At 57.3% G+C, this 12,495-nt stretch carries 12 protein-coding genes and 1 riboswitch; of the genes, 7 read left to right on the top strand and 5 right to left on the bottom strand.

Features of this window, described 5'->3' with window-relative positions; all coding sequences use genetic code 11:
• Nucleotides 1-289 precede the first annotated feature (289 nt).
• The 5 genes from nuoI to BDD14_RS04050 all read left to right on the top strand — a co-directional run bounded on the left by nuoI (nt 290) and on the right by BDD14_RS04050 (nt 3,472).
• A complete protein-coding gene (nuoI, locus tag BDD14_RS04075) occupies nt 290-793 on the top strand; it encodes an NADH-quinone oxidoreductase subunit NuoI (protein WP_130417675.1) in 504 nt (167 codons plus the stop codon).
• Between the two features lie 139 nt (nt 794-932).
• Nucleotides 933-1,256, top strand: a complete 324-nt coding sequence (locus BDD14_RS04070) for a response regulator (RefSeq protein ID WP_242617725.1) — start codon at nt 933-935, stop codon at nt 1,254-1,256.
• An 87-nt stretch (nt 1,257-1,343) separates the two neighbouring features.
• Nucleotides 1,344-1,456, top strand: a riboswitch (SAM riboswitch).
• Nucleotides 1,457-1,586: 130 nt separating this feature from the next.
• Nucleotides 1,587-2,873, top strand: a complete 1,287-nt coding sequence (gene thrC, locus BDD14_RS04060; protein ID WP_130417673.1) for a threonine synthase — start codon at nt 1,587-1,589, stop codon at nt 2,871-2,873.
• Between the two features lie 3 nt (nt 2,874-2,876).
• Nucleotides 2,877-3,155: a MoaD/ThiS family protein gene (locus BDD14_RS04055; RefSeq protein ID WP_130417672.1), complete on the top strand. Its 279-nt coding sequence runs from the start codon at nt 2,877-2,879 to the stop codon at nt 3,153-3,155.
• Nucleotides 3,156-3,322: 167 nt separating this feature from the next.
• Nucleotides 3,323-3,472: a lmo0937 family membrane protein gene (locus BDD14_RS04050; protein ID WP_130417671.1), complete on the top strand. Its 150-nt coding sequence runs from the start codon at nt 3,323-3,325 to the stop codon at nt 3,470-3,472.
• Between the two features lie 63 nt (nt 3,473-3,535).
• On the opposite strand, the gene lon is transcribed toward BDD14_RS04050, so the two are convergent.
• The 5 genes from lon to BDD14_RS04025 form a co-directional block, all read right to left on the bottom strand.
• Nucleotides 3,536-5,959, bottom strand: coding sequence for an endopeptidase La (gene lon / locus BDD14_RS04045; RefSeq protein ID WP_130417670.1), 2,424 nt, complete (start codon nt 5,957-5,959; stop codon nt 3,536-3,538).
• Nucleotides 5,960-6,183: 224 nt separating this feature from the next.
• Nucleotides 6,184-7,470, bottom strand: coding sequence for an ATP-dependent Clp protease ATP-binding subunit ClpX (gene clpX, locus BDD14_RS04040; protein WP_130417669.1), 1,287 nt, complete (start codon nt 7,468-7,470; stop codon nt 6,184-6,186).
• Nucleotides 7,471-7,643: 173 nt separating this feature from the next.
• Nucleotides 7,644-8,234 carry an ATP-dependent Clp endopeptidase proteolytic subunit ClpP gene (gene clpP, locus BDD14_RS04035; protein WP_026386011.1) on the bottom strand — a complete coding sequence of 197 codons (591 nt, stop codon included), beginning with the start codon at nt 8,232-8,234 and terminating at the stop codon, nt 7,644-7,646.
• Nucleotides 8,235-8,282: 48 nt separating this feature from the next.
• Nucleotides 8,283-9,707 carry a trigger factor gene (gene tig, locus BDD14_RS04030; RefSeq protein WP_130417668.1) on the bottom strand — a complete coding sequence of 475 codons (1,425 nt, stop codon included), beginning with the start codon at nt 9,705-9,707 and terminating at the stop codon, nt 8,283-8,285.
• 155 nt (nt 9,708-9,862) lie between these two features.
• Nucleotides 9,863-11,098 (bottom strand): aldose epimerase family protein, encoded by a 1,236-nt coding sequence (locus BDD14_RS04025; protein WP_165419920.1) that lies wholly within the window; start codon nt 11,096-11,098, stop codon nt 9,863-9,865.
• Nucleotides 11,099-11,287: 189 nt separating this feature from the next.
• Between BDD14_RS04025 and BDD14_RS04020 the strand changes: the two genes are divergently transcribed.
• Nucleotides 11,288-12,004, top strand: a complete 717-nt coding sequence (locus tag BDD14_RS04020) for a uracil-DNA glycosylase (RefSeq protein ID WP_130417666.1) — start codon at nt 11,288-11,290, stop codon at nt 12,002-12,004.
• Between the two features lie 140 nt (nt 12,005-12,144).
• Nucleotides 12,145-12,474, top strand: a complete 330-nt coding sequence (locus BDD14_RS04015; RefSeq protein ID WP_130417665.1) for a YtxH domain-containing protein — start codon at nt 12,145-12,147, stop codon at nt 12,472-12,474.
• Nucleotides 12,475-12,495: the final 21 nt, after the last annotated feature.

Raw genomic sequence — 12,495 nt, 5'->3', positions numbered from 1 at the left:
TTGCCGTCCACGGTAATTTGAAGCTGGGTGGAGGAGCAGCCTTGACGTGGGCATGTTCCGCCATCGTCTGGCTGCCCAAAGGGCGGATCCCGACAAGCATTGCAACGGCGAGCAAGAGGGAGAGTTGTTTTGGGGCCATGCAGCAATCCTAATCGGGAAATGGAAGTGACGACAGGGAAGAGTGTCATCCGGCCACGCCCGAATTGACGATGCAGACTCCACAAACCAGAGAAGGAAGATTCCTGAGCCCCGTCTGCCTGAGCTCCCGACTCCAAGCTATACTTGACTTATGTCCATCGTTCGCAACGCTGCCGCTATCGCCAAGGGAATGAGTGTCACGCTGAAGGAGATGTTCCAGCCGACGGAAGTCGAGAACTATCCCGATGGCAAAGGGCCGATGCGCGGCGCGAAGTTTCAGGAGCGCTTCCGCGGGAAGCACCAGCTTCAGCGCGATGAAAACGGTCTGGAGAAATGCGTCGCCTGCTTTCTATGTGCCGCGGCCTGTCCCTCCAACTGTATCTACATCGAGGCGGCAGAGAATACCGAAGAGAAGCGTATCTCGAGCGCCGAGCGCTACGCCAAGGTCTACAATATCGACTACAACCGCTGCATCTTCTGCGGCTACTGTGTCGAGGCCTGCCCCACGGACGCCATCACGCATGGTCACGGTTTCGAACTGGCATCCTTGAACGCGACCACCCTCGTGATGCGTAAGGAAGACCTGCTGGTTCCGACTCCTGTGCTGCCTGATGTCGTGCTCTCCGACAAGGACGAAGCCGAGATTCTGGCCTGAATCTGTGACGGCCGCAATGGTGATGCAATTTCGATCGATTCAATGAAACAATGGAAGAATTATCCTTCCGGTATAGCGGCTCAACTCGATGGAATCCACATCCCCCAAACCTTATATTCTTCACCTCTGCAGTCGAGAGATGTTGCGACCTTTGCGCGACCAGATCCTTCGCATCTCCGGATTCGATGTGGACTCCACGTTGAACACCGCCGAAGCTCTCCGGATGTTTCAGTCCCGGAGTTACGATCTCGTACTTGTCGATGTGGAAGGCGAGACTGGCGTTGCGACTGCAGAAGATCTCTGCTCCAGCATTAAAACTGAGCAGCCCAGTCAGCGTGTGGCGTTCGTTTGCAACTGGCGAGTTGCGATTCTTACAAATTGCCCCGACGACATTCTGCGCACAGAGTTTGATCCCGCAGCATTTGTCAGTGGCGTGCGCGATATTCTGCAGGAACAAGGATAAACAGCCGGTTGCTTGCGGCACGTTTGCTCCTGTGTTACAAAGGATATGTTCAGTCTGTTTCGGATCGATATTCCGCCTCAGACGCGAATTTCATGAAGAGTGGTTGAGGGACGAGCCCTGTGACGCCACGACAACCGGCCTGAAACCATTATTTCAGGCGACCGGTGTCAACTCTCTCCTGGAAACGGGGAACATGAGATTCGGGGCGAAACCTTGTTCAGTAGCCCCGCGATTTTCAAATCCGCCTATCTGCATGTGTTTGCACATGTGCAGTATTCCACGAGAGACGTCATACGACTTTTACCCTCCTCCGCTATTGGAGAGAGCGTAATGAGCTATTCCTGTACGTCGACGGCCTACGAACTAAAGTGCAATGAGTGTGGCAAGCGATTCGGAAACCAGCCGCTTTCCGCATGCCCCGACTGCCTCGCTCCCCTTGAGGTGATCTACGATCTGGACTCGGCACGCGGCGTCTTCACTCGTGAGGCCATCGCGAAGGGACCAGCGAATATCTGGCGTTATGCCACTCTGCTGCCGTTGCCAAAGGGTTTTGAACCCGACCTTCCTGTGGGATTCACTCCGCTGGTTAAGGCGAGGAATCTGGGCCGCCGTATTGGAGCGAATCATCTCTACATCAAGAATGACGCCGTATGCTTTCCGACTCTCTCCTTCAAGGATCGTGTCGTCTCGGTTGCGCTTGCCAACGCGCAGGGCTTCGGGTTTGACACCGTCGGTTGCTCCTCGACCGGAAACCTTGCCAATTCCGTAGCAGCTCAGGCGGTTCGTCTTGGTCTGAAAGCCTGCATTCTCGTTCCGGCCGACCTTGAGCCGGCGAAGATTCTTAACACCCAGGTCTACGGTGCCCGCCTGGTGCGTATCGACGGCAACTACGATCACGTCAACCGCCTCTGCACCCAGATCGCCGAAGAATACAACTGGGGCTTCGTCAATGTAAATCTGCGGCCCTACTATGCTGAGGGCTCCAAGAGCGTCGGCTACGAGATCGCCGAACAGCTCGGCTGGCGTCTGCCCGATAATGTCGTCGTCCCCATGGCCGGTGGTTCCTTGATTCGCAAGATCCGCAAGGCCTTCCAGGAACTCATCTATCTCGGCCTCGTCGAAGACAAGCCCGTTCGCTTCTTCGGAGCACAGGCCACCGGTTGCTCTCCCATCTCGCATGCGGTCAAACAGGGGTGGGACTACATCGAGCCGCAGCGACCCAACACCATCGCTCGATCGCTCGCCATTGGCAACCCTGCCGACGGACCTGCAGCCGCAAAGATGATCCGGCAGACTGGTGGATGGGCTGAGGACGTCTCCGACGTCGAGATCGTCTCTGGCATCCAGGAACTCGCCGAGACCGAAGGCATCTTTACTGAAACAGCAGGTGGAGTTACCACAGCCGTTACAGCGCGTCTTTATGCGCATGGCCGTATCTCCTCTGACGAGATTACGGTCAGCTGCATTACTGGAAACGGTCTCAAAACCACCGATGCGCTGGCCGGTCACTATCAACAGGAGCGCGCGGTCCGCCCACGTCTTGCGGACTTCGATGCCTATCTTCGCGAGCTCGATGGCGTCGCCGAGCCCGCCTTGGTTACAGTAGGAGGAAACTGATTTATGGCCATCAAGGTAACACTTCCCACCGCCTTTACCCGTCATACGGACGGTCGCAAGCAGTTCGATTCAACCGCGGAGAATCTCCCGGCTCTTCTCTCCGACATCGATCAGACCTTCCCCGCACTGGGGACGCAGATCAAGGATGACGATGGCAAGCTGCGCCGCTTTATCAACATCTACGTCAACGACGAAGATATCCGCTTCCTGGGTGGCGAAACCTATGCCTTTCAGGATGGCGACGAGATTATGTTGATTCCTTCCATTGCGGGCGGTTGCTAACTCGACGCTGGTAAGTCAGAAAGGGCGCTCATGGAGCGCCCTTTTTTAGTTCTTGGGTCCAAGAAGGATATTCTGTCTCCCTGGCACTAGAGCAACGATTCTCGCGCGATCAAGCTCTTATTTTGCAGACGCTAGATAGCTTAAGCGACAAGAAAGAGGCATCTGCAATGTTTCTCATCCTAGCTGTGGTCTTGTTTGTTGTTTGGATCGCCAGTTTCCTGGTCTTCAAAACTGCCGGCATCCTCATCCACCTGTTGCTGTTGTTCGCGATCTTGTCGATCATTATGCATTTCATCAGTGGAAAACGCGCTGTCTAATTCATACGCAAAAAGCCGGGCCTCGGAGGAGGCCCGGCTTCGGAAGAAGCTACCGGAATGACGCTACTGTCGAGCCACCGGCTGCTCCGGCAGTTTGATACCCGGCAGAACGGGTGATAGCGCTTCTGGCTGCTCTTCTTTCAGTTCGGGAAGCTTTCCCTCCAACGCGATCTGCAGCACCTGGTCCATGTCCTGCACAAAGTGGAGCTTCATCGAGGTCTTGAGTAACTCGGGAAGATCCGCAAGATCCCTCTTGTTCTCATCCGGAAGAATCGCTTCGAAGATTCCTGCCCGATGTGCGGCAAGTAATTTCTCCTTGAGACCGCCGATGGGCAGAACCTTTCCGCGCAGTGTGATCTCCCCGGTCATCGCGATATCGCGGCGTACCTTGATTCCCGTCAGGGCGCTTGCCAGCCCTGTTGCCAGGGTAATGCCAGCCGAGGGGCCGTCCTTCGGGATTGCTCCTTCTGGAACGTGTACGTGGATATCGACGTTGCGGTAGAAATCCTTGCTCAGGCCTAGCTGATGCGAGCGAGAGCGCACGTAACTAAGTGCGGCCTGTGCGGACTCCTGCATGACATCCCCGAGCTGGCCGGTCGTCGTGAGCTTGCCCTTGCCGTCAAGTACCTGAACCTCGGTTTGCAGGATCGTGCCGCCCATCTCCGTCCATGCAAGTCCCGTGACAAGCCCGACCTCGCTCTTCTCATGGACCTGAGAATCGCGGAACTTCGCAACTCCAAGTAGATCGGGAAGATTCGCAACCGTGATGATCTCCTCATGGGTCGGACCATTCTTCACCACGCGACGAGCTACCTTGCGGCAGACATTGCCAATCTCGCGCTCCAGGTTTCTGACGCCCGCCTCACGGGTATAAGCGCGAATAAGCAGCCGAAGCGCATCGTCCTCGAACACGATCTGCTTCTCGGTCAATCCGGTCGCTTCCCGCTGCTTTTTCACCAGATACTGCTTGGCGATCTCCAGCTTCTCCAACTCGGTGTAGCCGTGCAGGCGCAAGATTTCCATGCGGTCCTGTAACGGGCCGGGAATTGTGTGCAGCACATTTGCGGTTGCTACAAACAGCACCTGCGACAGGTCATACTCCACATCGAGATAGTGGTCTTGAAATGAGCTATTTTGCTCAGGATCAAGCACCTCAAGCAGGGCACTGGCCGGATCTCCCCGGAAGTCCGATGCCATTTTGTCGATCTCATCCAGCATAAAGACAGGATTTTTCGTTCCCGCTTTCTTCATCGACTGGATGATCTGCCCGGGAAGGGCGCCAATGTAGGTACGACGATGCCCACGGATCTCGGCTTCGTCTCGCACACCGCCCAGCGACATGCGGACGAATTTGCGGCCTGTCGCTTTTGCAATCGACATTCCAAGCGAAGTCTTACCGACTCCTGGAGGCCCTACAAAGCAAAGTATCGATCCCTTGGGATTCTTCACCAGTTGCCGCACCGCGAGAAACTCGAGGATGCGGTCCTTGATCTTCTCAAGCCCATAGTGATCCTCGTTGAGAATCGTCTCGGCGTGATCGATCGAGCGGATCTCCTTGGATCGCTTCTTCCATGGCACAGCCAACAGCCAATCGAGGTAATTTCGCGAGACAGTAGACTCGGCGGACATCGGTGGCATCGCTTCGAGCTTTTTCAACTCCTGCAGCGATTTCTCCTGGACATCCTTGGGCATTCCAGCCGCTTCGATCTTCTTCCTCAACTCATCAAACTCGGATTTCTCGCCGCGCCCAAGCTCCTTCTGGATCGCCTTGATCTTCTCGTTGAGGTAATACTCCTTCTGCGCCTTCTCCATCTGGCGCTTCACCCGCGACTGGATCGTTCGGTCCATGTTCAGCTTCTCGATCGCCAGGTCGAGCACATCGCCTACACGCGCCAGCCGCTGTTCCGGGTCAAATACTTCCAGCAGTTGCTGCTTCTCTTCAATAGGAAGCTGAAGATTTGCGGCGATTGTGTCGGCGAGCTTGGCTGGCTCGTCCGGACGGACGCTCGCTGCCATCGTCTCGTAGTTCAAGGATTGCTGCAGCTTCACATACTGCTCGAAGAGCGAGTGAACGCGCTGCATCTGCTGCTCGACCTGCGGCGTCATCTCCAGCTGGGTACGGCCCGTGCGAACTGTAGCCACGAAGAAGCCGTCCGTGTCGTTCACTTCGATAGAGCGCGCCCGTTCCACCCCTTCGACCAGGACCTTAATATTGCCATCCGGCATCTTCACGCTCTGTACGATGTTGCCAATGGTCCCGGTGGCGAAGATATCCTCTGCGCTCGGCTCATCGACCGATGCGTCATGCTGAGTTGCAAGGAAGATCTTTCGGTCGCCCGAGAGAGCCTCTTCCAGGGCCCGCACGCTCGACTCGCGACCGACGACAAACGGCGTCATCATGTGAGGGAAGATGACCATGTCCCGGATCGGCATCATTGGAAGTTTCTGTGTGCCGCCGCTTAACGTTTCTTTCGATGGGTTGCTCATGTTCTCCCCGATTAGACGCCCGAACGAATGCAAAGATGCAGCCCGCATCCGGGTTCAGGTGGATTGTACTGCTTGTCGTACTGCAGGTGGATAGCGAAAAAGTAGCAGAGAAAGTAGTGCCATCGCTCCTCCAGCGAGATCACTCGATCTGACCCGAGCTCTGCTGGAAGAGCAGAGAAATCCCTGGCGCTATTCTCGCCAAATCAAAGCAAGCCGCGTAGCGATCAGCCGGCCTTTTCAAGCAGCATCGGAACTGTCAGATCGCGATTCTTTACCATGGTATCGGTGATCGCGATCTCCTTGACCTTCTTGTTTCCCGGAATGTGATACATCAGGTCGAGCATCAGCTCCTCGATGATCATGCGCAAGCCGCGGGCACCCACTTTGCGCAGCAAAGCCTCGCGGGCAATCGCCCGGGCGGCCTCTTCGGTGAAGGTCACCTTTACGCCTTCGAAGTCAAATAGCTTCGCATACTGCTTGAGAATCGCGTTGCGTGGCTTCGTAAGAATTTCTATCAGGGCAGCCTCGTCCAGCTCGTCCAGAATGCCCATCACAGGGAGACGGCCCACAAACTCTGGAATCAGGCCGTACTTCAGCAGGTCCTGAGGTTCTGCCTGACGCAGCAGCTCTGAATCTCGCTGTGCCCGGATCGGCATGACGTCGCCGTCTGCCGTGGCGGGATCGGCGACGGCCCGGAAACCCAGCGCCTTCTTACCCACTCGCCGGCCGATGACCTTCTCCAGTCCCACAAACGCGCCGCCGCAGATAAAAAGGATGTTCGTCGTATCGACAGCGGTGAACTCCTGATGGGGGTGCTTGCGTCCGCCCTGCGGCGGAACGTTGGCGACCGTACCCTCCAGAATCTTCAGCAACGCCTGCTGGACACCCTCGCCGGAGACGTCACGAGTGATCGAAGGATTCTCATCCTTGCGCCCGATCTTGTCGATCTCATCGATGTAGATGATGCCGCTCTGCGCTCGCGCTACGTCGCCGTCTGCGGCCTGCAGCAGCTTCAGGATGATGTTCTCCACATCCTCGCCTACGTAACCGGCCTCAGTCAGCGTCGTGGCATCCACGATTGCAAACGGCACGTCCAGCATCTTCGCGAGCGTGTGTGCCAGCAATGTCTTTCCCGACCCCGTCGGACCCACCAGCAGAATGTTCGACTTCGCCAGCTCAACGTCATTGCCGCGAGTCTTGTTCATCTGGATTCGCTTGTAGTGGTTGTAAACAGCGACCGCCAGCTTCTTCTTGGTTGTTTCCTGCCCGATCACATACTCGTCGAGGAATGCCTTGACCTCTTGAGGTTTGGGGAGATGGGCCGGAGCCGCCCCAGGCTGTGCCTCGGTACGATCATCCTCGAGAATCGAGTTGCAGACCGCCACACACTCGTCGCAGATGTACGCCCGCGGGTAGTCCGATGGTGACGAGATCAGCTTAGCCACAGCATCCTGCGACTTATGGCAAAACGAGCAGCGAAGCGATTCCTCTGAACCCCGGGATGTTTTCATAGGTGCGACGACTCCTGGTATTACGGTACTGCCAACCTGCTATTAACAAGTTTACACCCGTTTGGTCCGCAAGCGTCCCGCAGAGGTATCTGTCTCAATGACCTTTGAATACCTCGCGTGGGGACAAAAAAGCCCGGGCCGAAGCCCAGGCCTTCCCGGTTCCATCCCGCGCACTAGGTACGGGGCCGATCGATAATGTCATCGATGATGCCGTACTCCTTGGCCTGCGGAGCTGTCATGATGAAGTCCCGCTCCACGTCCCGTTCGATTCTCTCCAGCGTCTGGCCCGTGCTGGCGCTCATCAGCTTATTGGTAATCTCGCGGATACGCAGGATCTCGCGTGCGTGAATGTCGATATCCGTCGCCTGTCCGCTCAGGCCGCCCATCGACGGCTGGTGGATCAGGATGCGCGAGTTTGGCAGGGCAAACCGCTTGCCCTTCTTGCCCGCCATCAGCAGAAACGCGCCCATGGATGCCGCCTGGCCGATGCAGAACGTCACCACATCATTCTTGATGTACTGCATCGTATCGTAGATCGCCAGGCCTGCCGTGATGGATCCGCCAGGCGAGTTGATGTAAAGTTGAATGTCCTTCTCAGGGTCCTCGCCGCTCAAAAACAACATCTGCGCAATGATCACATTCGCGATGTTGTCGTCGATCGGAGTTCCCAGGAAAATGATGTTGTCACGCAGCAGACGGCTATAGATGTCGTAGGCGCGTTCGCCACGGCTCGTCTGCTCGATCACCATCGGTACTAGTCCCATAACACTCTCTTTCTTTTCGAAGCCTGCGGTTAGGATCGTTGTTACGCCCTACGAGGCCAGCTTCTCGTAAAGCACGCTTGCAGTCTTCTCGCGGCGCATCTGTTCGCGAATCCTGTCCAGGCCGCCGTCCTTGGCTAACCGCTCCCGAAGCGTATCCAGGGGTTCCCGCGACTGGATCGAAAGCATCAGAAGTTCGCGCTCCAGATCTTCTTCACTCACCGCGATCTGTTCGGCTTCGCCGATCTTGTCCAGGATCATCGAGGCTTTCACCTCGTTCAAAGCCTGATCCCGCTGCGCTGCACGCAATCTTCCGAAGTCCAGCTTACGCATGTCCTCGGCACTCATTCCTTGCTGTGCCAGGGCGCGGAGCCCACGGTCCAGGCGCGCATCCACCTGCTGCTGTACGAAAGATTCGGGAACAGGGAACTGGAATCGCTGCACCAGTCCGTCCAGCATACGGTCGCGAGCCTGGCTCTCGAGCGCGCCCTTCTTGCGGTCTGCCGCATGTTCGCGCAGCTGCTTCTCGAAGTCCTCCCAACTCTCGTAGCTGCCAAGCTGCTTGGCGAACTCCGTGTCGCGCTCGGGATAGGTCTTATGCTTGATCGCCTTCACCGTAACGTCGTAGCCGACAGTCTGGCCTGCCAGCTTTGGCTCGCCGAACTCAGCAGGATACGTCACCTCAAAGCTCATCTCCTGGCCGGGCTTGGTTCCACGCAATGCCTCTGTAAATGCCGGCAGCGTGTTCTTTCCGCCGATTTCGACCAGCACGTCTTCACCCGCAATCGGCTCGCCCTTGGTCGTATTCTCCGCGCCATCTTCCGTCACGGTCTGGGCCAGGTCCTTTACCTCGCCCTTGAACTGGATCTCAGCCCAATCCCCATCAACGAGAGCGCGATCCTCTTCGACAGGCTCTACGGTTGCATGGCTGTCCAGCACGCGGCTCAGCTCTGCCTGGTACTCGTCTTCCGTCAGCGCAACTTCGGGCCGCGCAATCTTCACGCTGTCGTAGCCCTCAACGCCAAACTCAGGAGCAACCTCGAACGCAGCTTTGAACTTCAACGGTTCGCCATCATGAAGCTGCAGATCCAGAAGCTGTGGCTCCGAGATCGGGCGAAGCTTCTGTTCGTCGATCGTCTTCCGGAAGCGCTCCGAAACCAGGCTCTCGAGAACCTCCTGCCGAAGCTCCTTGGCAAACTTCGATCGCACCAGCGACTCCGGGACCTTACCCGCGCGGAAGCCGGGAATTCGAGCGAGCTTCTGGTATCGCTTCACGACACCCTTATAGACCTTGGAAACCTCATCGGCTGCTACTTCGACTTCAATCTCACGCGTCAGCTCCGGGTTCAGCGTGGGACCATGCTGATGCGAATGGTCATGGTCGTGTTCATGATCGTGGGCGTGCGTCTGCTCCGCCTCTGGCTGCTGTTCGGCAGCGTTGGTCGTCTCTGTCGTTTCTGTCGGGGTCAAGTCCATGCCTTCCAATGTGGGTCACGTGAAATTGCGCCGCAGTCGCTAATCCAGCTTTCAGGACCACGCGGCACGCGCCTCCTACTACTGTACGAGGCATCGTCCTAGAGGGTCAAACCAGCTCCGTCCTTCCGCTCATGCCCCAGCCCTCCCGTCCAAAATCAGCGATATCGATCTTCGGCTGCGGGAGGGCCATAGATCTCCAATCGTATCCTCCATTGGACCGATTTCCCCGGCTCAACCGTGACCATGCCGGTATTCTCCTCCTTGGACCATTCGTGTCCGAAGGGGTCGTCATAGTTGAATCGCGGTTCTATCAGGACGAACTTCCGGTCGGCGGGCGCCTCCACATGCACTGCCTTGATCGAGGGACTCAGCATCGTCATCCTGAGGCCAAAATCGTTTGCAGCATCCCAGAGCTCCACCACAGGGCCAGAATCTAAGGAGATCTGCCGCAGGTGAACAAAAGTGTCATTCAAACTAAGGTTTTTGAGCGCTGTTCCGGCTCGGGGGCTGAAGTCACCCGGTGTCCCTTCTACCGAGACCAAACGACCACTGGGCGCGCCCGAGCGACGATCGGGAATCTCTTCCTTCATCACGCTCGGCAATCGAAGAGTCACCTGTCCCCGGTCGTCGCTCACCAGCGCGAACCTGGGTCTCCATCCAATTCCTACCGGCTGCGGTGTGTCGCCGGTATTCGTGGCAACCACCTTCATCTCCAGGGCACGGCTGCTTAGCTGCAAGGTGGATTTAACCTGCATCCGTGAGGGCCAGGCCCCCTCGTAGTCGCCTGCCTCGTAAACCGCCTCCGCCTCGCCGCCGTCGGGCATGACATTCGTCTTTACCGAGGTTCCCGCTCTCGAGAGCAACAGTCCTCCGGTGGCTACGCTCGTCCCTCCCCGACGTTCCGCTGGGAGCTTCACATTTGTTCCGCGCCAGCTCGTCACCAGGCTATCGCCTGAAGGAGTGCCAAAGATCTCTCCAGCCCACGGAGCCTCAATGGCTCCCCCCATGGCAAGACTTTCCCTGCCGTTCGTATCTGTTCCCGTACCGTTCATTCGCTTCGTAGCTTCTTCCAGCGCGGGCGAATCCAGCAGCTTTACCACGCCCTTCTTCGGCAGCCTCGCCGTAATCTGAAGCACATTCATCCCGCGTCCCGGAAGAAGCGTCGCGGAGAGAAACTGTGGCACGGTCCCACCCTCAATGGCCGATCGCTCCAGCATCAGAGCGTCCTGCCCTCCCGGCTGTGGCGGAAGCGGAGCGTGAGGTCGGTCAGAGCGTTTGAAATCGGCCTTCAATCTTGCAAAACGACCTCTCGTATGTGCGCGCCAGCCGATCGCCAGAGCCATGAGCACAAGTACGACGGCGGCGATGGTCACGACCCCGGAACGAAGCACTACCTGCTTCCACAATTGCCTTCCCATTTCCGCTAAACGCTGGGTTGCCAACCTCAAATACATTCGGCTCAATCTTGGGTCTTCCAATGCACCACCTAAACAAACTGTGACTACAGCTAACGATTCTATGGAATGGATGAACTTTATGCTGTCCAGCGTTCATCGGCCGAGGGAATATCATTGGACTGAGTGAGACGTACTGCTCCAATTTCCCTTCCACCACCGCTGCTCCGCATCCAGCAAACGATTATCTCCTGCGAGAGCTGTACACGCCTTCGGACCTACTGCAAGGGCATCGGCGAGACCCGTCGGCGCGCCTATCAGGACCAGGTTTATTGGGCCAGACCCGTTCCCGGCTTCGGAGATCCGCGAGCCCGCGTGCTTATCCTGGGCCTCGCTCCGGGAGCCCATGGGGCCAACCGCACCGGACGGCCCTTCACCGGAGATGGTTCGGGTCATTTCATGTACCCCATCCTTCACGAGACCGGATTCGCGAATCAGCCGCACGCCACTTCGCGCGAGGACGGTCTGCGGCTGCGTACCGCATGGATCGCCTCGGTTGTTCGTTGCGCCCCGCCCGGCGACAAGCCGACTCCTCAGGAGATTCGCAACTGCGGTTCGCACCTCGCTGCCGAGATCGGCCAGCTCAAGTCGCTCCGGGTCGTCGTCTGTCTCGGCAAGATCGCCTTCGACGGTTACATTGCCCATCTGTTCTCCCAGCGCGTCATCGAGAGGAAGTCTGCCTTCCGCTTCGCTCACGGTGCACACTATCTGTTGCCAAACGGCAAGCACCTGCTATGCAGTTACCACCCCTCCTTGCGCAATACCAACACGGGACGTTTGGATAGCGCAATGTTCACGCGGGTCTTTGTCAAAGCAAGGGAGCTCTCGGGCCTGGACCATTAGCCCATTCGTTAGAACCACTTAGGGCATGCCGTGCGCGGAATGCCTCGGCGGAGGCCAACCAAAGACAGGATGCTCGAATCCTAGGGATGGAGAGTGTCTGAATGACGATAAGCAAACTACTACACCGAGGTAACTCCCGCATGAGTGCAAAAAACTATTGGCTGGCTTTTGGGATCGGAGTCTCCGCTGGAGCCGCGATTGCCCTTCTTTATGCTCCACAGACCGGGGTACGCACGCGAAGGAAGCTGCGAAAGGGAATTGGAGAAGCAGGAGACTATTTGCAGGAAGCTGGCGACTATCTCAAATCTCAGGCAGAACAGTTCAGCGAGGAAGCGCAGGACGCCGTTAAGCGCGCCCGCAACCAAGCCGTCCATCTCGTCGACAAAGCTGGCGGTCAGGCCAGCGATGTCGTCGATACGGTCTCCGGTGCTGTAACCAGCGCCGTGAAATCGGCAAAAGCCCTCGTTTAAGTTCCATCCCCGATGGAAGCA

This window comes from Edaphobacter modestus (assembly GCF_004217555.1).
Taxonomy (GTDB): domain Bacteria; phylum Acidobacteriota; class Terriglobia; order Terriglobales; family Acidobacteriaceae; genus Edaphobacter; species Edaphobacter modestus.
This window is presented reverse-complemented; position numbering and strand designations above follow the sequence as displayed.